Genomic DNA, 25,163 nt, shown 5'->3' with positions numbered 1-25,163 from the left:
ATATTGGCGGATAAAAAAGTAGAGTAGTTCAACTTACACTTTAACCCGCATTTTGCCAATACAATGTGCTTGTTGCACAACTCAAAAATAAAAAAAAATTCGGATCTTGTTGAATGCAAGGACGAAAAGAATTTACCCCACAATTATTTTACGAACTAAGCTTAGAGCGGTTAGTTCAACCGATAACTTTTATCGCCGTGTAAATCAAGCATTAGATTTACATTTTTTGTACAAATCCACTCAAAAACATTATGGCACTCAAGGTCAAGAAAGCATTCACAAACCTTTGTACGATAAAATGCTCGAAAAACTCACCCAAAACAAAGCGTATCACCGCAGATTAGTAAAGCGTCGAAGTGCTACAGTAGAACCCGTTTTAGGAACGTTGATTAACTTTTTTAACCTAAAACGAATCAACAGCAGAGGAATGGCTCAAGCCAATAAACACGTTTTGATGTCAAGTTTATCTTACAACTTGAAGAAATACCTGCGCTTAATTTTCAAAACCCCGAGTGTTTTAGCCCAAGTTGTTTCCCTAAGACAAGGGAAATACAGCTTTTTACAAAAGTACTCCTTCACGACTTAAAAAAGTGCGTTTTTGAGCAACCTAATATTACAATTCAGCATATTTCTCTAAAAATAAACCTCGCTTAAAATGGCTTAAACGAGGTCAAATATTTTAAATTTTTATAAAATTTGGAGTTGTGCAACAGTTACCTATGTTACCTGCAGTGCTTTTTAATCTCCAATTTTCTGATATTCAAGTTCATTGCTTTTGATATCAAGTTTCAAAAAAAATCGAGTAGGAATATTATTAATTTCGGTGTAGAATTCACGAGAATAAAAATCAGGATATTTATAGTTCAAAATATCATGTGATAAATATCTGTTTTTCTTTTCTGAATTTATTCTAATATCTTCTTTAGATTTTAAATTTTCGAAATTTTTTGAATTTATAATTTCTGAAATTAAGTTTTGTTTGTCAGTATTGGAAATTTCAATTTTTGTTTTTTGATACCTCTCAGGCATTCCACTAACATCGTTTTCAAGTATTTTAAAAGTATCTTTAAGATTTAAATTTATGACTTGCAAATCATTTTTTACATCTTCATTCGAAATTGTGTTTTCATCAATGTAATTTAATGAAAATAGAAATCCAACAAAAAGAAAAAATAGTATCGGTATAATGATTCCAATTTTACTTTTCTTTTTGATTGAAATAAAAAGCCAAATTAAGCAACAAGTTGTCAGAATGACTAAAATTATTAATAAATAAAATATTCCTATTCCCATTTTTATAACGATGTTTTTGGTAGCATTGAAGGTAACGTTTCGGGTATTGCCGAAGGCGGGGAATTTATGGCTGAAAGCTTAAATTCTGCACCGAGGCGAGCCAAAACGAATTTTTATGAGTTAAATTTACAAATAAAAAACGAATAAAATTCGTTTTTGGCGAAATTGAAAAACGAAAGCTGAGTTTTGCACTTTAGCCCCGCTTTTGGCAATACCTTGTTAGCGGCAGTATTTATCAGATTTTTATTTGCCTTCCTTCAATTGCGTTTTTTTCAAATTGATTTTCATCATCTAATTCAAAGCCAAGATTTTTCAATTCGTTTTCGGGTATTAGATTTCCTTTCGTTAAATCTATAAAATGGATGTTTCCATATTTGCACAAATAGAAACAGAATTTTTCATCTTTATCAAACCAAAAAACATATTCTGGAATACTTGCGTCACAACGTTCTAACCAAAAGAAAATTTCTACAAAATTCGCAATTTCTGATTTGTCTAGTTCAATAGCTTCTTTGAAACTTTTGTTTGGTAAATATTCTGATAATTTTTTATAAGCATTTATAACTTTTGGGAAGTCGTGTTCCAAATTTCCAAAAAAATCGAGTTTTAAATGGGAAATAATAATTAATTCCTTAACATTTAAAAAGTCAAGTAAACTTTTGATTTTTTCAGTTAATTTATCAGGATGATTTTCAAGGTTATTATTTGGAACTCGAACAGAAAAATTTTCAGTTTCAATTTTATTTTCAAAACTTAGAGCGTCAAAAATTTCATCTTCTTTTGAGTCGTATTCTTCATCAAAAAAAGCATTTTGAAAGTTTGAGATTAATTTTCTAATTTCTAGATAATTCTGAAAAATATTATTACGATTTATTACTTTCATTTGGTTTGGGTACTGAGTTTTGGGAATATTGCCGCTAACTCTCAAATATACGCAACTTTCTATAAAAACCAAATAAAAAGTAAAATAGACGCTATTTACTGAAAGTGAGTAAATTAAATAAGCTAATTAATTGCGTATTTAGAATTGTTTATGGATTTTTTTTGTGTGATTTTAAATTCAAATAAAGTTTTATGTTAACAAATAAAAGTATTCTGAAATTATAATTGGCCATAAAAACATATAAAAATCGAGTGGATTTTCTTTTATATTTTTTAGACTATCAAACATATTTTTCCAACCTTGAGTTCCAATCAATATTGAAATGAAAGTAAAATACCCTACGCTACTTAAAAATAGAACTAATATTTTTAGTCATAATTTTGATTTAAGTTTCGTGAAAAATCAGCTATATCCTCAATTCGTACTTGCAGCTTACTCCCTACTTAAAGGCAGGATGAAGGCAAGATGAAGGCAACATAGTGGCAGTAGAGAGGCAGTAGAGTGTATACAATACTTTTTTTGGACGGTTTATAGTTTAAAAAAAAGGAAACTCATTGCGCGCGAGGTTTGTATTTTCACTGCATAAAATGATTAGGCGGTGACGATTTGCTGAATCAAGCAAATGGGCAGCGGCTACTTTTGGGTTATGGACTCGGGAAAGGTTTCGCGAAGCGAAATAAATTAGTCAAAAAAAAAAAGAAGGAAAACATCACTATTTTCCTTCTATCTGTTGTTTAATGGGTATTTTTAATGCGGTCCATTTCCGTTTTTATTTTTTTCTAAATCGGTATTCCAAATTTTTATTTTATCTGATTTGTTAAGGCCTGATTTCACTTGTACATTTACTCCATCTGTAATTCCTAATGTAATGTATTTTTTCTCGTACTTCGCATCTTGTCCTTTGCCAGAAGTTAGAATTTCGACATACGGCTTTTGGTTTTCATCATAGCGCACATGAGCAGATTTTACCAACAAAACATTTTTTGCTTCCTGCGTCACTACCTCAGCATTTGCAGAGTAACCTGCACGAATAAAATTATTAGAATCCAATTGTACTGGCGCTTTGATTTCGAACTGCACTACTCCATTATTCGCTACTCCTTGAGGCGAGATAAAATCTAAGATTGCTGTAAACGTTTTATTTGGAATTGCCCCAATCGACACGTTAATTTTCATGCCTTCTTTTAATTTACCAACCTCAGCCTCATCAACTTTTCCTTGAAAAATCATTTTCTTAACATCTGCCATTGTAGCGATCGTCGTTCCTGTAGAGAAATTATTGATTTCTTGAACCATATTTCCTACCTCAACAGGAATGTCGAGAATCATTCCAGAAGTTGTTGCTAAAATACGTGTCGTCGCATACGCTTCCAAACCTGGAGCAATACCTGTTTGTGCGACTTTATAATCATTTTCAGCAGCTTTTAATTGTTGTTGAGCTGACTTATAAATTGCATTTGCATTGTCGTAATCAGCGCGAGGTAAAACGCCTTGATTATATAAAGTAGATGTTCGATTGAAGTTACGACGTTCCTGATCGACTGTAATCTGTGCAGCTTGAATAGCTTGACGCGCCGCATTTAGCGATTGAACATTTGGGACAACTTTTAGTTCGCAAATTAATTGTCCTTTTTCTACATATTGACCTTCGGATACATTGATTGATTTTATAACCCCCGAAATATTGGGTTTAATTTCTATCGTTTCTAACGGTTTCACTTCGCCTGTTGCAACAGCTTTTACTTCGATATTTCCCATAAAAGGGGTGGTTGTCTCGTAAACTTCATTGTCTTGGCTATTCTTTTTACCGAAATACGCAATCACACCGATTACAGCACCGATAAAAATGACAATCATCAAAATCTTTAGAATTTTTTTCATTCTTTTCTATTTGTTAAGTTTTAGTTATTCGTCTCTTAAAGCATCAATTGGCTTGATTTGTATTGCGCGTTGTGCAGGAATTAAACCCGCTAAAGTTGCCATAACAACCATGACAGCTAAAGCTGTAAATAAGGTAATCAAATCGATTGAGGCATTATATAAAGGTATGTTTTTATTGGATGGAATGATCACTTCGTTAAGAACCATTAATAATAATGCAGCAAAAATAATTCCGCCTAATCCAGCAATTAAAGTTAACACAACTGACTCTAATAAAATTTGACCTCGAATTTGAGCTGGAATTGCACCTAAAGCTCTTCGAATTCCGAATTCTTTTGTACGCTCTGAAACTGTAATCAATAGAATACTTGCAATTGCAATAACACCGGAAAAAAGAGTCATTCCGCCTACAACGATTGCTAAAAATTGCATTCCTTTTACAAACTTCATAATTTTACCCAGCATTTCACCTAAATTAAAACCACCTATTCCTTGATCATCTTCGGGTGCAATGTTTTTGATTTGTTTGAGAAACGTTTTCAATTCTTTTTCAAAAGCTACAATATTATAATTATTGGGTAAACTCAAGCTCAAATATTGAATTGTTTCTCCTTGATTGTATATTTTTTGGAATGTTGTAAATGGAATAAATACCTGATCTTTGCTTTCTACGGGTGAAGAAGGCGTGTCGTAAACCCCTACAATTGTGTAATAACTATCACTTATACGAATTGATTTTCCCAAAGGATGTGCGTTTTTTCCGAAGAATTGTTCGGCAACTTCTATTCCAATAACACAAATTTTAGCTTCAGTTTTGATATCATCTTCGTTGATAAAGCGACCTTGAATGATGTCTTTTCCAAACATTCGGTTTTGATCTGGATAATCTCCATTAACCGTGTAAAAATTATATTTTGTTCCGTAAGTTAATATTGAATTTGGTTTCGAGTTTCGAGGAGCTAACAACGAAATTTGAGGAAAACGAGCCTGAATTTGTCGAACGTCACTCATTTTCAATTCAATTGTGCGTCCTTTCTGAAAACCTTGGTACGGCATTGAAGTAGTACCTCCCCAAACAAATAAAGAATTGGTTGCGGCATTTGCCAAATTGCGATCAAAACCATTTTGTAAACCACGTGTCACTCCTAACAAAAGAACAAACAAGAACATTCCCCAAGCTACACCTATCATCGTCAAAATAGTGCGCAACTTATTTTTGCGAATCGCCACGTAGACTTCGCTCCAAGCATCTGGATCAAAAACAAATTTTACAAAGTTCATTATTCGTCTCTTAAAGCATCAATTGGTTTTATACGTGCTGCATTCAAAGCTGGAATTAATCCAGAAACTGTTCCTGCAACAAACAAAATAATACAAGCCATTACCAACGAATTGGTTTCAACACCTGGATTATAAATAAAATATTCTTCTAAACTATCGCCAATATTCTCTACTAATAAAGCGGCAAAAGCAATTCCTATGGCTCCAAAAATAAGTGTAATTATAATAGCTTCTTGCAAAATAAGCGACAAAACATTGGCTGGTGTTGCACCTAAAGCCTTGCGAATACCAATTTCTTTGGTACGTTCTTTTACGCTAAACACCATTATGTTTCCAATACTTACAATTCCTGCAATTAAACTTCCTCCTCCAATTACAAAGACAATTATTGTTAAGATTACAAAAAACTGATTGGTATCTTCCATTGTTTCGGCAGCGTTACGCACCCACATTCCACCATAATCTGAAGACGCAACATTGTGTCGAGCTCTCATATTATATTCGATTGCATTTGCTAATTTAGAAATATCAGTCAAGGACATGCCATCTTTTGGCATTACAATAATAGACGAAACCTTATCTGTCGCATAAATTGTTCTGAATGTTGTGAATGGTGCATACAACGCTCGTTCGGCATTATCGCCACCATCTTTACTTTCGAAAACACCTACAATTTGGTACATGCTCGCTCCTATTTGTAAGTATTTACCAATCGCAATTTGATTGGGATAAAAGTCTTGTGCAACTAATCGTCCTACTACAATAGATTTGGTCTGATTGTCCATATCTTTTTGATTGATAAATCGACCAAGAGTTACTTTTTCATTGATCATTCCCTCATAAGCAGGATAAACTCCAGTAATCGAATAACTACCAGAATTGGCTTCGTTTCGAATCGTATCTACTTTGGCAATTGTACTTACAACTGATTTGATTTCTTCAGGATAAGAATGTTGAATAAAATTGAAGTCTTTGATATCCAACTCAATTTTTCGTCCTTGCTTAAATCCCTTATAAGGTTCTGTTGTTGTTCCTCCGTTAATAGTTATATTTAACGAATTTGCCTGAAAAAATTCTTGTTGAAAACCATTTTGCAAACCATTTCCCAATCCATACAAGGTAATAAACACAAAAAGCGCCAAAGCAATTGTCAATCCAGACAATGCTGTACGCAATTTATTACTTGCAATAGACGACCAAATTTCTCGCCAACGGTCTGTATCAAACATATTCTATATTTACGATTTTTGATTTAAAATTTCCAAAATTTGAAATTCGAAAATCATTAAACTCTTACTTGTTCTACTTTTTCGTCACTTACAATTACACCATCTTTTAGACGAACAATACGTTTACACATATTCGCAATATCGTCTTCGTGCGTCACCATCACAATTGTTTTTCCTTCGTCATTAATTTCTTGAATTAGATGCATGACTTCTTGTGAAGTTTTGGTATCCAACGCTCCAGTAGGCTCATCTGCTAATAACAATTTAGGTTTTGCTGCCAAAGCTCGTGCTATTGCCACACGCTGCTTTTGTCCTCCCGAGAGTTCGTTAGGCATATGAGAAGCCCAAGGTTCCAATCCTACTCTTTCGAGGTAACTAAGTGCTATTTTATTTCGGTCTGAACGTTTTACTTTTTGATAATACAGCGGTAAGGCTACGTTCTCCAATACATTTTTGAAACTAATTAAGTTATAGGATTGAAAAATAAAACCTAAGAATTTGTTCCGATAATTAGCCGCTTTTGTCTCGTTTAATTTTTCAATTCTAACACCATCCAGTTCATAAACACCTGTATCATGTTCATCCAACATTCCAATGATATTCAATAAAGTTGATTTACCCGAACCCGAAGATCCCATAATCGCAACAAACTCGCCTTCCGCTATTTCAAGGTTGATTCCTTTTAATACGTGAAGTTTATTTTTCCCCATTATGTAGGATTTATTTAAATCTCGAATAGATATCATAGATTGTTGTAAAATTTCAATAAAGATAACAGATAAGTCGAAATTATTGGAAAAATGTTACACTCACTTTTGAAGAATTCTGTTGAATAGATTTAATCTTAGCTGTATCGAATTAAATCGTTAAGTAATTTTGAAGTATAACATCAACTAAAAAACTCTCAAAACCTAAGGTTTTGAGAGTTTATATTTTTAAACAGGATCTACATCTACATCAATTCGTACCGAACGAAAAGCTGCAATTGTATGCAATTGATCTATTTTTGATTGAATTAAATCTTTTACTTTTTGAGGCGATTGATTTGGTCGAATTTTAATCATCACATCTGTAATATATAAATTATTGATTCGTCCAATCGACGGCGCTTCTGGTCCAAGCAAACATTTAGTCTCGAAACTTGGTTGAAGTAAAGTAACCAATTGAGCTGCTGTTTTATCTAATCGTTCTTTATTTTTATGTTTAAAACGAAGTTTGATTAAGCGTGCATAAGGAGGATACAAAAACTCTTTGCGTTCGTACAAAATATCCTTCATCGTTGGCGCATAACTATACGTTGTGACATTTTGCAAAATCTGATGTTCGGGCTGAAAAGATTGAATCAATACTTTCCCTTGTTCTTGTCTTCTCCCTGCTCGTCCAGAAACTTGCGTCAACAATTGAAATGCTTTTTCATGTGCTCTAAAATCAGGGAAATTCAACAAAGAATCTGCTCGAATCACACCAACAAAATTTACATTTCCAAAATCAAACCCTTTAGTAATCATTTGTGTACCGATCAAAATATCAATTTCTTTGTTTTCAAAATCTTCAATTAATTTTTCGTAGGCAAACTTTCCTCTCATCGCATCTACATCCATTCTTCTGACCTTCGCTTCTGGAAAAATAGCTTGTACTTGATGTTCTATTTGTTCTGTACCAATACCTTTTGTATTCAATTCATGCGAACCACAACTTGGACAACGCAATGGCTTAGCTTGGGCATAACCACAATAATGACATTTTAATTGATTTGAGAATTTATGATAAGTTAAACTCACATCACAATTCGAACATTCGGGTGTATGACCACAGGTATTACATTCCATAATCGGTGCATATCCACGACGATTCTGAAACAGAATGACTTGTTTCTTTAGGTTTAATTGCTCAAAAATTTCGTCTCGAAGTGTGTGCGAAATATCTTCTGTTATTTCCTTTTCTTTTTGTGCTTTTTTTAGATCAATCAAATTAATTTCTGGCAATTGTATATTTCCAAAACGCTCTTTTAACTCAACATAACCATATTTATTTTGTTTTGCATTAAAATAACTTTCAGCAGAAGGCGTAGCAGAACCTAATAAGATTTTCGCATTCATCATTCCTCCTAACAACATCGCCATATCACGTGCATGAAAAAAAGGTTTAACATCCATTTGTTTGTAAGAAGATTCGTGTTCTTCGTCTACGATAATCATTCCCAAATGATCAAAAGGTAGATACAGCGCAGTTCGCGGACCGATAATAATGTCAAAATCTCCATTCAAGGTTTTTTGCCACAATTCGACACGTTCATTTTGATTAAATTTAGAATGATAAACCCCTACCTTTTCACCAAAATGTTTTTTGATACGATGAACAATTTGCGTGGTAACAGAAATTTCAGGCAATAAATACAACACTTTATTTCCTTTTGCAATCACTTGCTCCATCAATTTGAGGTAAATTTCCGTTTTACCGCTTGATGTTACACCATGCAACAAAACAGTGGATTTTTCTCTAAAATATTCTTTAATTTGGTTTAAAGCTTCAGTTTGTTTCAATGTTAATTCCGCAATCGCAGCAACATCTTTTTCTTCTTCTTCTACGCGAGATGTTTGATGCTGATAAATCTCAACAGCTCCTTTCTCTGCCAACGATTTCAACACTGCATTTGTAGCACCTTGTTTTACAAAATCAGCAACTTTGAGCGGTTTTTCTTGCAATTGCGTTTCTAACGTAATTAATTGTAACAAGGTTTCACGTTGTTTTGGTGCTTTATTTAATTGACTTAAAATTTCGATGAAAGCCGTTTCATTTCCTTTTAAATTGGGATGTAATCTGACATAATTATCAATTTTTGGTGTATACTTTTCGTTCAGTTTTTCATCTAACCGAATAATTCCTTTATCAATTAATAATTTAAGTGTAGGAATAGCAGATTTCTCATCTACAATCAAAGCTGCTTCTTCAACCGAAATAATTTCTCGAAGTTTCAATGCTTCGAAAACCAAGAATTCGTAATCATTTAATTCTTCTATCGTTTCGTAATTGGGATTAATCAATCGAACAAAAGTCTGTGATTCTAATTTTAACGCTGAAGGAAAGGCATTCCGAAAAACATCTCCCAATGAGCACATATAATAATTCGCCATCCATTCCCAAAACTTTATCTGTGTTTGCGTAACCAAAGGTTCGTCATCCAAAAAAGCATGAATTGATTTTGTTTTGTATAATTCTGGCGCATTTTGATGAACAGAATGTACAACACCCGTATACAGCTTTTGGGTTCCAAAAGGTACAGAAACGCGCTGACCAATCTTAATTTGCTGTACATCTGATTCGGAAAGATGGTAAGTAAAAGTCCCATTCAACGATAGTGGTAAAATAATTTCAGCAAAATAAGTTGTGTTCATTTTATACGATTAAAAGGGCAAGTTAAGCATTTTTTTTCTCAGAAATTAAGATTATAAAAGCATAAACTTTTACAAATTATTATCATTTCATTTTCAGTTTGTTTGGATAAATAATTATATAAAATGAGCTATAAATTTGAATTGAAAGTTTTATCTTTAAGAATAATAAATTCTTTTAAAATATGAAATCACTTTTCACTTTAGCAACTCTTTCTACCTTCATACTTTTTTCTTGTAGCACAACTGTTACACACGATCGCTTATTTACAGGAGAAATTGTTAGAGATTGTACAGGAACTTACATTCGTATAGATAATAAAGTGGATTATTTGGTTTGCAATGCTGAAATACTTTCAGAAAAAAAAGAAGGTGAAAGTGTAAGTGTTATTTATGATTTTGAAAAAACATGTGATGAGCTCGATAATAAAGCGACATGTATGATGTATCACGAACACAAAGGAAAAATTAGAATTAAGAAAAAATAGATTGAATAAAAAAATCCACTCGTTTGAGTGGATTTTTATTTATAATATATTTCGATTATTTCGATTTTTTACGACGTTCTAATTCTTTTTCAATCAACATCAATTCTCGTCCAGTTTGTCCAGCAACAGAGGTATTTTCTTGTGCACGACGAACCAAGTATGGAATCACTTCTTTGATTGGTCCGTAAGGTAAATATTTTGCAATATTATAACCTAAATGAGCCAAGTTAAACGAAATATTATCACTCATTCCGAATAATTGTCCAAACCAGAAATTAGGATTACTTTTCTCGATTCCATTTTCGTTCATTAATTTAATCAACAATTCGCAACTTTCTTCGTTGTGCGAACCTGCAAATAAACCAAAACGCTCATGATGCGTTGTTATAAATTCTAAAGCTAAGTTATAATCTCTGTCTGATGCTTCCTTGTTTGGTTGAATTGGAGATGGATAACCTTCTGCTTGCGCACGTGCACGTTCTTTTTCCATATAAGCTCCACGAACAATTTTAAATCCTAAGAAATAACCTTCGCGTTCAGCTTTTGCATACATCTCTTTCAAATAAGCCAAACGGTCATGACGATACATTTGCAACGTATTCCAAACCAAGGCACGTTTTGTATTGTACTTCATCATCATTTCGTCTGTCAAATCATCTGCAGATCCTTGCATCCAAGTTTCTTCTGCATCAATCATAATGTTAACGTCTAAATCGTAACCTTTTTGACAAACTGCTTCGAAACGTTGACGAATATTTGCCCAAGATTTTTCTTCTTCAGCTGTTAATGTTTGTTTTTTTCCTACTTTTTCAAATAATTCGATTCGTCCAAATGCTGTAGGTTTAAAAACTACAAATGGAATTGAAGGATTTGATTTTGCCAAATCAACTAAATGTAACATCACGTCACGAACTTCGTCAAATTGTTTTTCTTCTGTTAATCCTTCAACCGAGTAATCTAAAATAGAACTTACATGGTATTTAAATAATTCATTTGCTACAACCACACCTTGCTCTGCTGTTTCGCCTCCTACAAATTGTTTGTAAATTGTTTCGCGAATGGCAGGTTTAACGAATGGTAAATCTACGGCAAATGGTAAATTAAAAAACTTAGTTCCAAAACTTGTTAATGCGGGGCTTCCGATTAATTTGTATAAGTAATAGGCTTTCTTTAAATCTTTGTCAGATTTCGATTCGAAAGCAAACTGTGTATTGTCGAATAATGACATGTGAGTTAATTATTTTTTGTGTTATATAACTTTACAAATTTATAATTAAAACCTGATTAAAATAAAAAAACCTACAAGAAATTCTTGTAGGTTTTTGATATATTTTAATGGTATAAAATAGTTGCCTATTCTTATCCTCTTTTAGCATATTTGCTTCTGAATTTGTCGATACGTCCTGCAGTATCAACCAATTTAGATTTACCTGTGTAAAATGGGTGAGATGTAGAAGAAATCTCCATTTTGATTAATGGGTACTCTACTCCGTCAACAACTAATGTATCTCTAGTATCTGCACAAGATTTTGTGATGAATACTTCTTCGTTAGACATATCTTTGAATGCTACTAAACGGTAATTTGTTGGGTGGATATCTTTTTTCATTTTTTTAATCTTCTTTGTTAACTTTATTGGAGTGCAAAGATAATATTATTTTGAGAATGTTGCAATCAATTTGACTGAAAAAACATTTAAAACAATACGTTAAGCAAATTTAATTTCGAGTGTAATGGGCTTCTTAAAATTAAACCTGCACTTCTTGTACACATTTTTTTCGTGGTGCAAATATAAACATTTTCGTTATTTGTACAAATATTTTTCTCAGATTCTCTCTATAAAAATCTAATTTTTATCTTTGTCTTATAAACAATAAATTACCGCATTTGTAGTTTAACTATTATCAATGAATCATTAATTCTATGAATGTAAAAACATTTGTCGCTGGACTTGGTATCGCTTCTTTGATTGGTTTTCAATCGTGTCGCGATGATTTTGACTATGATCCAATTAGTTCTGAATTGCGCTATAGCAAAGATACTGTTTCCGTAGACACCGTATATAATTTTTCGAAATCAGAGACATATCTCTTAAAAATTTATAACCCGGAAAATGATGATCGCGTGATTCCGAAAATTTATTTGACACGTGGAGATCAATCATTTTTTAATATTAATGTTGACGGAAAAGCAGGAACAAGTTTCGAAAATGTTCCTATCCGTAAAAAAGATAGTTTATTTATTTTCGTTGAAGTTAATGCACAAGAAGCGCCTCAAAATCCATTATACGATGATGAAATTAATTTCGAAACATCTAATTCTTCGAAAAAGATTAAATTATTATCGTGGATAGAAAAAGCTAAAATTCATCCGAAAGATGCTACGATTTCTTCTGCTAATTGGAATGTAAATGAAGCGCAAGTGATTGATGGAAATTTAACTGTTACCAGCGATTTAACAATTGACAAAGGTGCGAAAGTATATTTCAAAAAAGGTGCAAGTTTAACGATTGGTAACAGCGCGAAACTTATGGTAAATGGTGCTTTGAATGAGGAAGTAAAATTCCGTTCGGCTCGTCATAACAACAAATATGATTCGATTCCTGATCAATGGAATAAAATAGAATTAGCGCCAAATAGTACGTCAAAAATTAATTATGCTAAAATTATTGGTGCCGATACTGGTTTACATGTGAACAATGCGAAATTAGAGATTAGTAATGCGAAGATTGTTAATAATCAATCGTACGGAATTTTAGCTACAAATGCCACAATTACTGGTCATAATTTGGTTATGAACAACAGTAATTTAGCAACTTTAGCTATAGAATATGGTGGATCATACGAATTTTATCATTCAACATTTGCTAATTATTTCAATTTTGCAACTGCGGCCGGACCAGCTTATTCACTTTTCTTGAGTAACGAAAACAATGATAAAAATGTTTCGGCTTTAACAAAAGCGACTTTTGGAAACTGTATTTTTTATAATGAACGTACACCAAATGCAATCGTATTAGATAAAAAAGATGGTGCTCCATTTAATTATTTATTCGATACCAATATTATTCATAATTCGGATACCTCAACATTAAATGTAACAACTGCTCCAAATTTCTTGGACAATATTACATTAAACCCAATGTTTGAAAACACTGATTATAATGCCAATAAACTATGGCTAAAAGCCGAATCTCCTGCAAAGAATAAAGGAAAAGTTAGTTTTGCACAACAATTTCCGTTAGATTATAATGGTCAACCACGAGGAACGACTCCTACGATTGGGGCATATCAATAAAATTAAAAAGCTCAATCATAATTTGATTGAGCTTTTTTTATGAACTATAATTCATTTAAATAAATCTAAATTCGATTACTTTTTTCTCTAACTAATACGCCTACAACACCTAAAATAATCACCTCATCACTTTCTTGTATTTGTACACAATTTTTATAGCTCGCGTTAAGAGCAACTAATTTATTATTGACTTTATCAAAACGTTTCAAGGTATAATCATCATGATTGACTGATACAATTATATCATCATTATGCAAGGGAATCAAATCTGTTCGAATCACCAAAATATCATTTTTTTGATAAATAGGATACATCGAATCTCCACCAACCACAATCAAAAAAGTAGATTCTGGATGCGTTAAATAACGTTCGTCCAAACTTATTTTATCGTTTACAAAATCTTCTGCAGGCGAAGGAAAACCTGCATTTACTTGACCAAAATTTGGAATATAATATTTTTCACCTTCCGTATTGATTTCAAAAACATTTAATTCTTTATCTATTATTTTTATGTCTTGCTTCATTTTTTATAGTTTAATAAACAACTAATAAATCCTTCCATTTTGTGGTATAACAAGGAGACAATTTATTTTGACGCATTTTCCATGTTTTATTCAAATCCTGCGAAGCTAACTTTATTTTTGAGGCACCAAACTTCTTGTTCATCGTATCAATTGCTTTCATCAAATTAGGATGATGTTGATTTTCTTCTTCAAAAAGTGACAATTGTTTTTGATCCGAAGAAACAATTCCCGAAACCACTACTCCAGCCTTTTTGTACTCGTATCCTTCTTTATAAATTTGTTCAAAAACCTTTATTGCAAACTTAGACAAGGTAATACTCGAATTGGATTCATAAGGCAATTGACACGAAATAGAACGATAATATTGTGGTTTATTTTTATCAAAATTATTGGTCTGAATGAATACTGTAATCAAATTGCAAGATGATTTCTGTTTACGAAGTTTTTCTGCACACGAAACAGCAAAAGTCGAAACACGCTCTTTCACATATTCAAAATCGCTGGTATATTCTTCGAAGCTACGTGTTGTTGCAATACTTTTTTTCGCTGAAACGGTTTCTAAATCTAAAACAGCTTCTCCTAATAAATCTTTTTTCAGACGTAAACCAACAATCGAAAATTCTTTTAGAAGAAAATCATCTTTTAATTGTACAAAATCGAGTGCTTTTTTAACACCTATCCACCTCAATCGTCGAGACATTCGTCGACCAATTCCCCATACATCTTCTATATCTAACCATTTCAGTGCTTTGTAAATTTGTTCTTGCGTTTTGATTACATACACACCTTGGTGAATTTCTGGAAACTTTTTCGCAATATGATTGGCTAATTTTGCCAATGATTTTGTTGGTGCAATTCCAACACAAACGGGTAATTTGGTAAACTGATATATTTTAGATTTGATTTCTAATCCGTAATTTTTCAAATCAAAACGATTAAATCCTTCTAATTTTAGAAAACATTCATCGATCGAATAAATCTCATAATCGGGTGAATACGTCGATAAAATTGACATCACTCGATTGCTCATATCCGCATATAATTGATAATTAGACGAAAAAACCTCTATCTTTTTTTGTTCAAAAATTCGTTTAAATTGATGTGCAGGTGCTCCCATTGGAATCCCCTCTAACTTCGCTTCTGCAGAACGCGAAATGACACAACCATCATTATTAGACAAAACAACTATAGGCTGATGAAGAAGTTTCGGTTGAAATACACGATGACAACTGGCATAAAAATTATTACAATCAATTAAAGCGAACATGCTGCAAAGTTGAGAAGATTAAACGCCACATCGTGTCATCGAAAATGTTAATTTAATAAAAAATAAAGCCACTCCAATTGAAGTGACTTTTCAGTTATTTCATTTTATATTTTTTGCGCAATTCTTTTACGACAACATCTGGTTCGTAAACGGTTTGATATTTTAATGGTTTATTGTTTTTGAAATATTGTACTTTCAACCATGTATCGTTAGTATCTAACTTCGTGTAACTGTTACTTTTTTCTAAAACTTTTTCGTTTACGGTGCTCAATACAGCAAAATAATCAAAGTTATTTCGTTGTCCTATTTCCGCTGCTCTTAACAAAGCATAATCAAATGTTCTTCCTTTTTTATTGTACTCATTTCCATCAAATGTTACAATATACGTATCATTATTCACCTTTTCTTCGGTGTAACCTCCTGTTCCATTATATTTTTGGTATGCAACAGCTTTGCTGTTATTACAGCTTGCCAAAGTCAATACAAAAACTCCAGCACATAAAATTTGAGTTATTCTTTTCATATTAAATTAAATTGGTAAAAAGAGCTTTAACAAAAGTTGTTCCTTTTACAACTAATTTTAAGAAATCTAAATATTTTCTTAACAAATTATTTTTTAATAAATGACATTCATTTCATATTCCCTTTTAAAGTCATTAAATTCAAAACATTAACATTCTTTTCTCGACCACTTATTTAACATTCTATTAACTCATTGATTCTAATAAAAATCATTTAAGTTATAATGCTTTATCTGATAAACTCGCCTATTTTTGTAAATCAATTATAAATAATGAGTAAATTAGAAAAATATCTATTTTCTACCAGAACCATGACGGTCTTGCTGTTTATCTACGCAATCGCTATGGGGTATGCCACTTTCATTGAAAATGACTACGATACGGCTACTGCAAAAGCTGTTATTTACGAGGCAAAGTGGTTTGAGGTTTTAATGATTTGGTTAATCGTACTGTTCTTAATGAACATCAAACGATACAGATTATGGTCAAAGGAAAAATTGCCTTTATTGGTTTTCCACTTAGCATTTTTGTTTATTTTCATTGGAGGAGGAATTACTCGCTACATCAGTTTCGAGGGTGAAATGCCTATTCCAGAAGGAGGTACAAGCAACGAAATTACATCATACAAATCTTATTTCAAGATGATGGTTGATGACGGAACACAACGTTTGGCGTACGACAATCATCAATACAATATGACGTATTTTGATCGAAAAGACAGCACAAACTCTTTGTTATACAGACAATTTGAAGGTGAATACCAGTTCAAAGACAAAGTAATCAAACTACGCACATTTGATTTTGTTCCACATGCTTTGGATACAATTGTAAGAAGAAAAGACGGGATTAACGTTTTGGAAATTGTTACAGTTGGTCAAGGTGGACGTAATTCAGTTTTTATTCGTAATGGTGAAATCAAAAGCGTTAACGGAACACTTGTCGCGTATAACCGTCCGCAAGATGGCGCTGTACAAATTACAGGTGAAGGAGAAAATTTGACTATCAAATCTCCTTTCGAAGGTGATTATATACAAATGGCTGGTCAAGAGATTGGACAAGTAACAGACATGCAAAAATTGCAAGAAGGCGCTGGTAAAGTTGAATTTAATGTTGCTGCTCCATTAAAATTGCGTTCGTTATATACCATTAACGATGCTCAGTTTGTGATTCCAAACCCTTCGTTCAAAGGAGAAGTTTTATACAGACAAGGTTCTAAATTTAAAGCAGACGAAAAAAATCTTCCTGGCGCTATTAGAGCAGAAGTGATTGTTGGTGACAAACGTGATACAGTAACTATTGTTGGAGGAAAAGGTGTTTCGAATTACTCTGCAGATGTCCAAATTGACGGAATGAATATTTCGTTAGGATATGGTTCTAAGATGGTAAAAGTTCCGTTTAGTATTCGTTTAGATGACTTTATTTTAGATCGTTATCCTGGTTCTACCAATCCATCTTCTTTCGAATCTAATATTACAGTTATCGATGAAGGAAAAGAAACAAAACATCACATTTATATGAACAATGTAATGGATTATAAAGGTTATCGTTTTTTCCAATCAAGCTATTTCCCTACAGAGGACGGAACAATTTTATCTGTTAACCAAGACTGGTGGGGAACTAATATTACTTACTTAGGTTATTTTATGTTATTTGGAGGAATGTTTGTTTCATTATTCTGGAAAGGAACTCGTTTCTTACAGTTAAACTCTTTATTAAAAAGTTTACACACGAAAAAAACAACTATTTTACTTCCCTTCTTTTTATTGTCTGGATTAGCTTTTGCTCAAAATCCTACAACGACTGATGGAAATAAAGCAACGCACCAAAAAATAACAACTGAACCTGATCAAAATGTACATTCTCCAGAACATATCGTAAACTTCTCTTCGGAGATGGCTAATGGCGATGAGTTGGCGAAAGGAGTTAAAATTCCAGATGAACATGCTGACAAATTTGGTCATTTACTAATTCAAGATATCGAAGGACGTATAAAACCTGTGAATACACAGTCGTTAGAAATTCTTCGTAAAGTCTATAAAAAAGATAAATTTCACGGTTTATCTGCTGATAAATGGTTTATCTCTTTACAATTAGACCCTGCTTATTGGGTGAATGCACCTATGATTAAAGTTGGTTCTAAAGGAGGAGATCAATTAGCGAAAATAACAAATGCGAATGCTGATGGTTATACATCGTTAATGAATTTGATTGATCCTAAAACAACTCGTTTCAAATTAGACAAAGCCTATAACGAAGCGTTCTCAAGAAAACCTTCTGAGCGTTCAAAATTTGATGAAGAAGTTATTTCGGTAACAGAACGTTTCAATATTTTAGATCAAACAGCGAAAGGGTATCAGTTAAAAATCATTCCTGTACAAAATGATCCATCAGAACGTTGGACTTCTTGGATTTATCAGACACAAGAAAATCCTGTCGAAATTGATACAATGGCACTTGGAATGGTGAGTGTATATTTTAACATGGTATCAAAAGGTATCGAAAATGGTGATTGGACACCTGCTGATAATGCAGTTGATTACATTGATAAATACCAACACAAATGGGGGAAAAATGTTGTTCCTTCTGCAACAAAAGTTGAAATCGAAGTATTATACAACAAATACAATGTGTTCTTTTGGGTGATGGTTGCTTATGCAACTGTTGGTGGAATTTTAATGATTTTATCATTCATTCAATTATTCTCAGAAAGCAAAGCATTACACCGAATCATCAATGTTTGTTTAGGATTATTGTTAGTCATCTTTATAGGACAAGCAATAGGACTGGGTGTTCGTTGGTACTTAACAGGACACGCACCTTGGTCGAACGGATACGAAGCCATTGTATTTATCTCTTGGGTGAGTGTATTGGCTGGACTATTATTATACAAAAACCGAAATGCATTTATTCCAACTACAGGAGCTATGGTTGCTGTAATTATGATGGGGTTTGCGCACGGAGGTTCTATGTTAGATCCACAAATTACACCATTGGTACCTGTACTTAAATCGTATTGGTTAATTGTACACGTTGCAATTATTGTTTCGTCTTATGGTTTCTTTGGATTGAGTGCAATTTTAGGCGTTTTCTCGTTAATTATTATGATGATTAAACCAAACAAGAAGATTGAAATTTCGTTAAAAGAAATGACTTACGTTTCTGAAATGTCTTTAACAATCGGTATTTATTTACTTACTGTCGGAACATTTTTAGGTGGTATGTGGGCTAATGAATCTTGGGGACGCTATTGGTCTTGGGATCCAAAAGAAACTTGGGCTTTCGTTTCGGTAATTATTTATGCAGTCGTTCTACATATGCGTTTAGTACCAGGTTTAAGAGGAAAATACGCGTTTAACGTTGCTGCGATGTGGGCGATTTGGACAGTTGTTATGACGTATTTCGGTGTTAACTATTACCTGTCAGGTTTACACTCTTATGCAGCTGGAGATCCAATTCCAATTCCATTTTGGGTTCCTGCAACAGCAGTTGGAATGTTAGTGTTAACACTTGCAGCGTGGTACCTACAAAACAAAGTGTATCATATCAAAACAAAAGAATAAATTTATTCAATTATAATTTCAAAAAAGCTCATCTTTAGATGAGCTTTTTTGTTTTCTAAATGTTTTTTCTCGCTGCCTACGACTCGCATATAAAATGAAAACACAATTCTGAGAATTATTCAGATTTATATTTTCCCCTTATCAATAAATTCGATCTAACTTTTTATTAAACAAGAAGCTTCTTATTACAAGAAAGGAAGCTTCTCGTTTAATAAAAAGAAAGCGCATTGTTACACTACTCTACTTTACCCCTCTTTTCATGCTGCATTTCAGAAGACAAACCTTCTTAAATTGGTTCTTTGTTAAGTTCAGAAAAAAATGGTTGTTGCAGCGCATTCCACATCTTGATACAAAAGAAAAAGACAACCCAAAAAATTCGGATTGCCTTTTAACTTGAAAAATATTTAAAAGAATTGTTTCTATTTAAAATCAGCTTCTGTAACGTTCTTATTTACTTCTACTGTATCAATTGTAATTTTAGTTGTTTGAGGTCCAGCTTCTGTTGTCATTTCAGAAGGCAACAAGACACCATCAAAAGATTTATAACCTTTATTTATTGTCGTTGCGACCATCTCACCTTGAGGAGATTTCATTACTTGTTCAGACTTCATCAATAAACCAGTTTTTATATCATAATAATCTGTACGAGAAATTTCTGCAGCAACAACTTTGTAATATTCAACTCCGTTTTCAGAAACGATTCCTTCTACTTTAGCAGTTTTATATCCTTCCGATAAAGGAGCAAATAAAGAGTTTGTTTTCTTTAAAGGAGCTGTCATTTCAGCTGGTAAATCAATTTTCTGACCAACATTATAAAAACCTTTTTCTCCATCAAAAGCTTGAGTAACATTCATTCCGCCAAGACTCATTACAGTCAACGTTTTATTTGGTGCTAAATCTTTTTTAGTATAATCACCGCTCATTCCCATTGTTTCAATTTTCCCTTTTTGAACCAATGATTTTACAGCTTTTACTTTATCCGCTCCACCAATCGCTTTCAAATAATTATCTGTAATTTGAGTTATTGTAGTTGTTGTCGATTTTGCTCCAGAGGTTGGTTTATCTATTTTATTACCATAAGAATCGTAATATGTTACAGGATAACCCAATTTTTCTAAAGCGGGTGCGATTTGTTCTAACTTTCCAGTTACATTAATTTTCGCTTGATCAGGACGGAAATATTTTTTCGAAACACGTAACACATCATCTACTGTAACTGCGTTTATATTTTTGATATAATCGGCATAAAAGTTATCCGATAATTGATTCGTCTTTTTCGTTAAAGCTTGACCTGCAACAGTTGAAGGACTTTCTAATGTCAAAATAAAGTTTCCTAAGAATTTCGCTTTTACATCTTCCAACATTTGTTGATCGATTTTATTTACCGTCATTCCTTTAATCTCTTTCATCGTTTCGACAATAGCAGAATCTGTTACTTCGTTACGAACAGTTGCATTTGTATTGAAACGACCGATATAGCGAGAATCAGAAACTCCTCCACGTGCACCGTATGTCCAACCGTGTGCTTCACGAAGATTCATGTTTAATTTTGAGTTGAAATCTCCTCCTAAAATAGAAGAAGCAATTAATGAAGCGTAATAATCAGGGTCTTTCTTCGTCAATTGAACTGGATAAGATACCGATACAACAGACTGAACTGCATTTGGCATATTAATCGCATTTAACTCTGTTTTTGTTACTTCTTCAACTTTAGGAAAAGCAGGAATATTTAATTGTCCAGCTTTCCACGATTTGAAGTTTTTATCGGCTAATGCTTTTACATCTTTTGTTGAAATATCTCCAACAACGATTAAATAAGCATTATTTGGTTTGTAGTAGGTATTGTAGTAATCCTTTACGTCTTGCAACGTTATTTTTTCGATTTGTTCTGGTGTATCAAACTCAGAGAAAGGATTGTTTTTTCCGTAAACTAAAATATTAGAAACGCGAGAAGCTGCACTTTCTACAGATTTCTCATTCGCTTTTAAACCTTCGATGTAACGTTTTTTAACATCTGCAAATTCGCTTTCAGTAAAATTTGGATTTAAAGCACCATCTGCCATATAACCAAAAATCTCGTTAAAATATTTTGTCAAAGAACTTGCCGAAGCACCTTCTTCCCAAAAGTTAACACGAGCACCTAAAAACTCAATTCTTTTATTGAATTCATCTTTCGATTTCGAAACTGTTCCTGTTCCTAACATCTCACTCAATAAAGATTCTGCACCTTTCTTAGCACCTAATGCAAAAGGTGGATTATCAATTGTTAATGTCGCAGAAACGCGAGGTAATTTGTGATTCTCTACAACGATAACCGTTAAACCATTTTTTAGTTTAAATTCGTTTGATTTCCCTAAGTTAACCGTAGGCGCTGGACCTGGTTTAGGCATAGGGATTTGAACTTGAGCATTTACGCTAACTGCCATAAAAGCAATCGCAAGAGATAATATCTTTGTTTTCATAATTCAGTCGTTTTTTATTTGGCAGCTTTTTTAGATTCTGGTAAATAGTGGATAATTACACGTTGGTTTTTGTTAAGATACTTTTTCGCAACATTTTTGATATCTTCTCTCGAAACTGATTGATAGATTTTCAATTCTTCGTTGATTTTATTTGTATCTCCACCCAACATATATGCATCGGCCAAAGCATGTGCAATATTTTGAACGCCTGATTTTGAAGCAACAAAACTATTTTCGATTCCATTTAAGATTTTTTGGTAATCTTCTTCAGAAATTAAATTCGTTTGTACTTTCTCTATATCTTGTTGTAAATCTTTTTCTAATTTATCAAACGAAACTTCTCCTTGAGGTAAAATTCCGATTGAATAGATTCCGTAGTCTTCCATTTGACGATTGAAAGCAAAAATCTGTAAAGCTTCTTTCTTCTCATCAACATATTTTTTATATAAAACTGAGGATTTTCCTCCTGTTAAATAACTTGATAACATTTCTAATGCATAGGCATCTTTCGATTTGTTATCTGGAGTACGATAATTAATAGCTAACAAAGGAATCTGAATATTAGAATCATACTCCGTTGCACGCACTTCAGTCGTAATTGGATCTTCTTGAATTACTGTTTTTACAACCTCTTTTCCACGAGGAATTACACCAAAATATTTTTCAATTAATTTCTTAGCATCCTCTTTCTTGAAATCTCCTGCAACCACTAACACTGCATTATTTGGCACATAGTATTGTTGACTAAAGTGTTTAAAATCCTCTAATTTGGCATTACTCAAATCTTCAAACGAACCAATTACACTCCAACGGTATCCACTTTTCTTGAAAACATGCGGGTTAACGGCTTCTCCGTAAGAAAATCTTCCATAAGGTTGATTGTCTAAACGAGAACGTTTTTCTTCTTTTACAACCTCTTTTTGAGTATCAACTCCAATTTGATTAATGATTGGCTGACGCAAACGATCTGATTCCATCCATAATCCTAACTCTAAATTATTTGACGGAAATGTTTCGTAATAATATGTTCTATCAGTCGTTGTATTCGCGTTATTTGATCCTCCATGAGAAGAAACAATCTTGAACCATTCTCCTCTTTTGATATTTTCTGTCCCTTCGAATAATAAATGCTCAAAAAAGTGAGCAAATCCAGTTTTACCAACTTGTTCATCTTTCGATCCTACGTGATACATCACACCAGTTGTCACTACTGGAGCTGAATTATCCTGATGAAGGATAACATGTAATCCATTTGGTAAAGTATACTCATCAAATTCTATTTGCTGTCCAAAAAGTGCTGAACCTACAAATAAGATAGACATAAAAAGTTTCTTCATTTAGTAGTTTTTAAAGTTTTTATCAATTTACTTATGTAACATTAGTAGCAGTATTTTCAAAAATGTTACACCAAATTTGCATTAATATTAAAAAAATGTAAAATAGCACATGTCTATTGATTTAGTAGGCATTTCTATTAATTTACAACATTATTTATGAATAAACCTATAGTAAATGTTTTAGTATTTACTATAGATTTGTAAAAATCGAGAGAAAGAAAATGGATTTTATAGAGTTTTTTGGTTTCGTAGGTGCTTTTTTCATTGGACTTATCATGGGAGTTCTTGGTGGTGGCGGTTCTATCTTAGCTGTACCTATCTTAGCTTATATTTTTCATTTCGACGAGAGAATTGCAACTGCATATTCTTTATGTATAGTTGGTTCTACAGGATTAGTTGGTGGAATAAAGCAAGCTTCTAAAAAAATGGTCGATTGGAAAGTTGTTTATCAATTTGGTGTACCTGCAGTTATTGGAATTACGTTGGTTCGTGCTTTTTTAATTCCAGCACTTCCGAGTAATTTATTTTCTATAGGTGATTTTATCGTCACACGTCGAATGGCTATGTTTGGTCTTTTTGCGTTTCTAATGATATTTGCAGCAGTTTCTATGCTAAAAGGTAAAAAAGAAACGGAAATCGTTCAGCGAGATGAAAAATTAAATCCTGTTTTATTAATTCAAGGATTTTTGATTGGAGGATTAACAGGAATGGTTGGTGCAGGTGGTGGATTTTTAATTGTCCCTGCTTTGATGATGGTCGCAAAATTGGATATGAAAAAGGCTTCGGCTACATCATTAGTCATCATTGCGATTAATTCGTTAATAGGTTTTTTTATTGGTGATGCATTTCACATCAAAATAGATTGGGAATTCTTAAGTGTTTTTATTGGAATTTCTATGGCTGGTATTTTTGTTGGAACCTACATTAACAAATTTTTACCTGTACAATTTTTAAAACGAACATTTGCAATTTTCATTATCTTAATGGCTGTTTTCATGTTCATCGAAGAATTTATAATTCAATAATTTATCATATGGAATTCAACGAAAATTTTTGGAATGATAAATATATCAATAACCAAACTGGCTGGGATCTAAAGTCCCCTTCTACTCCATTAAAAGCTTATATTGATCAATTAGAAGATAAAAATATCCGTATTTTAATTCCGGGGTGCGGGAATGCTTACGAAGCTGAATATCTTTTGGAAAAAGGTTTTACAAACATCACATTAATTGATATAGCTGAAATTGTAGTCGAAAAAATAAAAGAAAAATTTAAAGACAACCCTCATATAAAAGTTCTTCACAAAGACTTTTTCGAATTAGATGATCAATTTGATTTGATATTAGAGCAAACATTTTTTTGTGCTTTAAACCCTGAATTACGCCAAAAGTATAGCATCAAAATGAATCAATTATTAGCGGAAAATGGTAAATTGGTTGGTGTTTTATTCAACAGAGATTTTGGAAATGACACTCCTCCTTTTGGCGGAAACAAAGCCGAATACCATACCTATTTCAACGATTATTTTGATTTCAAAGTCATGGAAGAATGTTACAACTCAATTCCTCCACGAGCTGGAAATGAATTGTTTATCAATTTAAAAAAGATCACAAAATAACCTATGATTTCATTCATAGTTTTAGCGTTAACTATCAATCTTATTTGATTTTAAATAAACAAAAAGTATCAGAATTTGTCCATTAACGGAAAGTTCTAAATTTAATTATTTGTATTTTTACACACTAA

General features: G+C 32.6%; 20 protein-coding genes. 6 read left to right on the top strand and 14 right to left on the bottom strand.

All coding sequences use genetic code 11. The annotated features are described in order from the left end of the window. The first annotated feature begins 109 nt into the window (after positions 1 to 109). Entirely contained in the window at positions 110 to 586 is a 477-nt protein-coding gene (locus IF125_RS10565; protein ID WP_225542440.1) for a transposase, read from the top strand. Between the two features lie 152 nt (positions 587 to 738). On the opposite strand, the gene IF125_RS10560 is transcribed toward IF125_RS10565, so the two are convergent. From IF125_RS10560 to priA, 7 genes are all read right to left on the bottom strand, one after another. Then, a complete protein-coding gene (locus IF125_RS10560) occupies positions 739 to 1,293 on the bottom strand; it encodes a hypothetical protein (protein ID WP_225542439.1) in 555 nt (184 codons plus the stop codon). Positions 1,294 to 1,528: 235 nt separating this feature from the next. Continuing rightward, the gene (locus IF125_RS10555) at positions 1,529 to 2,176 is read right to left on the bottom strand and encodes a hypothetical protein (protein ID WP_225542438.1); all 648 of its coding nucleotides are present in this window, start codon (positions 2,174 to 2,176) and stop codon (positions 1,529 to 1,531) included. Positions 2,177 to 2,923: 747 nt separating this feature from the next. Next, a complete protein-coding gene (locus tag IF125_RS10550) occupies positions 2,924 to 4,057 on the bottom strand; it encodes an efflux RND transporter periplasmic adaptor subunit (protein WP_225542437.1) in 1,134 nt (377 codons plus the stop codon). A gap of 24 nt (positions 4,058 to 4,081) precedes the next feature. After that, positions 4,082 to 5,338, bottom strand: a complete 1,257-nt coding sequence (locus IF125_RS10545) for an ABC transporter permease (protein WP_225542436.1) — start codon at positions 5,336 to 5,338, stop codon at positions 4,082 to 4,084. Continuing rightward, a complete protein-coding gene (locus IF125_RS10540; RefSeq protein ID WP_225542435.1) occupies positions 5,338 to 6,567 on the bottom strand; it encodes an ABC transporter permease in 1,230 nt (409 codons plus the stop codon). The genes IF125_RS10545 and IF125_RS10540 overlap by 1 nt, the downstream gene beginning before the upstream one ends. 56 nt (positions 6,568 to 6,623) lie before the next feature. Further along, positions 6,624 to 7,313, bottom strand: coding sequence for an ABC transporter ATP-binding protein (locus IF125_RS10535; RefSeq protein ID WP_225542434.1), 690 nt, complete (start codon positions 7,311 to 7,313; stop codon positions 6,624 to 6,626). 189 nt (positions 7,314 to 7,502) lie between these two features. After that, a complete protein-coding gene (priA, locus tag IF125_RS10530; protein WP_171623679.1) occupies positions 7,503 to 9,962 on the bottom strand; it encodes a replication restart helicase PriA in 2,460 nt (819 codons plus the stop codon). Between the two features lie 182 nt (positions 9,963 to 10,144). Between priA and IF125_RS10525 the strand changes: the two genes are divergently transcribed. Next, positions 10,145 to 10,447: a hypothetical protein gene (locus tag IF125_RS10525; RefSeq protein ID WP_171623680.1), complete on the top strand. Its 303-nt coding sequence runs from the start codon at positions 10,145 to 10,147 to the stop codon at positions 10,445 to 10,447. Positions 10,448 to 10,502: 55 nt separating this feature from the next. On the opposite strand, the gene IF125_RS10520 is transcribed toward IF125_RS10525, so the two are convergent. Continuing rightward, a complete protein-coding gene (locus tag IF125_RS10520) occupies positions 10,503 to 11,675 on the bottom strand; it encodes a proline dehydrogenase family protein (protein ID WP_225542433.1) in 1,173 nt (390 codons plus the stop codon). Positions 11,676 to 11,806: 131 nt separating this feature from the next. Then, entirely contained in the window at positions 11,807 to 12,055 is a 249-nt protein-coding gene (locus IF125_RS10515) for a type B 50S ribosomal protein L31 (protein ID WP_171623682.1), read from the bottom strand. A 314-nt stretch (positions 12,056 to 12,369) separates the two neighbouring features. Between IF125_RS10515 and IF125_RS10510 the strand changes: the two genes are divergently transcribed. Continuing rightward, the gene (locus IF125_RS10510) at positions 12,370 to 13,743 is read left to right on the top strand and encodes a hypothetical protein (protein WP_225542432.1); all 1,374 of its coding nucleotides are present in this window, start codon (positions 12,370 to 12,372) and stop codon (positions 13,741 to 13,743) included. Positions 13,744 to 13,808: 65 nt separating this feature from the next. Here the strand turns inward: IF125_RS10510 and IF125_RS10505 are convergent, their stop codons facing one another. The 3 genes from IF125_RS10505 to IF125_RS10495 form a co-directional block, all read right to left on the bottom strand. Then, positions 13,809 to 14,267 (bottom strand): LexA family protein, encoded by a 459-nt coding sequence (locus IF125_RS10505; protein WP_171623684.1) that lies wholly within the window; start codon positions 14,265 to 14,267, stop codon positions 13,809 to 13,811. Positions 14,268 to 14,277: 10 nt separating this feature from the next. Further along, positions 14,278 to 15,534: a Y-family DNA polymerase gene (locus IF125_RS10500; RefSeq protein ID WP_225542431.1), complete on the bottom strand. Its 1,257-nt coding sequence runs from the start codon at positions 15,532 to 15,534 to the stop codon at positions 14,278 to 14,280. 94 nt (positions 15,535 to 15,628) lie between these two features. Next, a complete protein-coding gene (locus IF125_RS10495) occupies positions 15,629 to 16,057 on the bottom strand; it encodes a CC0125/CC1285 family lipoprotein (RefSeq protein ID WP_225542430.1) in 429 nt (142 codons plus the stop codon). A gap of 270 nt (positions 16,058 to 16,327) precedes the next feature. Between IF125_RS10495 and ccsA the strand changes: the two genes are divergently transcribed. Then, a complete protein-coding gene (ccsA, locus tag IF125_RS10490; RefSeq protein WP_225542429.1) occupies positions 16,328 to 19,615 on the top strand; it encodes a cytochrome c biogenesis protein in 3,288 nt (1,095 codons plus the stop codon). Positions 19,616 to 20,034: 419 nt separating this feature from the next. Here ccsA and IF125_RS10485 read toward each other — a convergent pair whose 3' ends face one another. Further along, positions 20,035 to 22,077: an insulinase family protein gene (locus tag IF125_RS10485; RefSeq protein ID WP_225542428.1), complete on the bottom strand. Its 2,043-nt coding sequence runs from the start codon at positions 22,075 to 22,077 to the stop codon at positions 20,035 to 20,037. Positions 22,078 to 22,091: 14 nt separating this feature from the next. After that, entirely contained in the window at positions 22,092 to 23,414 is a 1,323-nt protein-coding gene (locus tag IF125_RS10480) for a M16 family metallopeptidase (RefSeq protein ID WP_225542427.1), read from the bottom strand. Positions 23,415 to 23,635: 221 nt separating this feature from the next. Between IF125_RS10480 and IF125_RS10475 the strand changes: the two genes are divergently transcribed. Continuing rightward, a complete protein-coding gene (locus IF125_RS10475) occupies positions 23,636 to 24,439 on the top strand; it encodes a sulfite exporter TauE/SafE family protein (RefSeq protein WP_171623689.1) in 804 nt (267 codons plus the stop codon). Positions 24,440 to 24,447: 8 nt separating this feature from the next. Further along, the gene (locus IF125_RS10470) at positions 24,448 to 25,035 is read left to right on the top strand and encodes a methyltransferase domain-containing protein (RefSeq protein ID WP_188319031.1); all 588 of its coding nucleotides are present in this window, start codon (positions 24,448 to 24,450) and stop codon (positions 25,033 to 25,035) included. Positions 25,036 to 25,163 lie beyond the last annotated feature (128 nt).

Source organism: Empedobacter stercoris (genome assembly GCF_020281205.1).
Classification (GTDB): domain Bacteria; phylum Bacteroidota; class Bacteroidia; order Flavobacteriales; family Weeksellaceae; genus Empedobacter; species Empedobacter stercoris.
The sequence above is the reverse complement of the archived record's forward strand: the minus strand, read 5'-3'. Positions and strand labels throughout refer to the sequence as shown.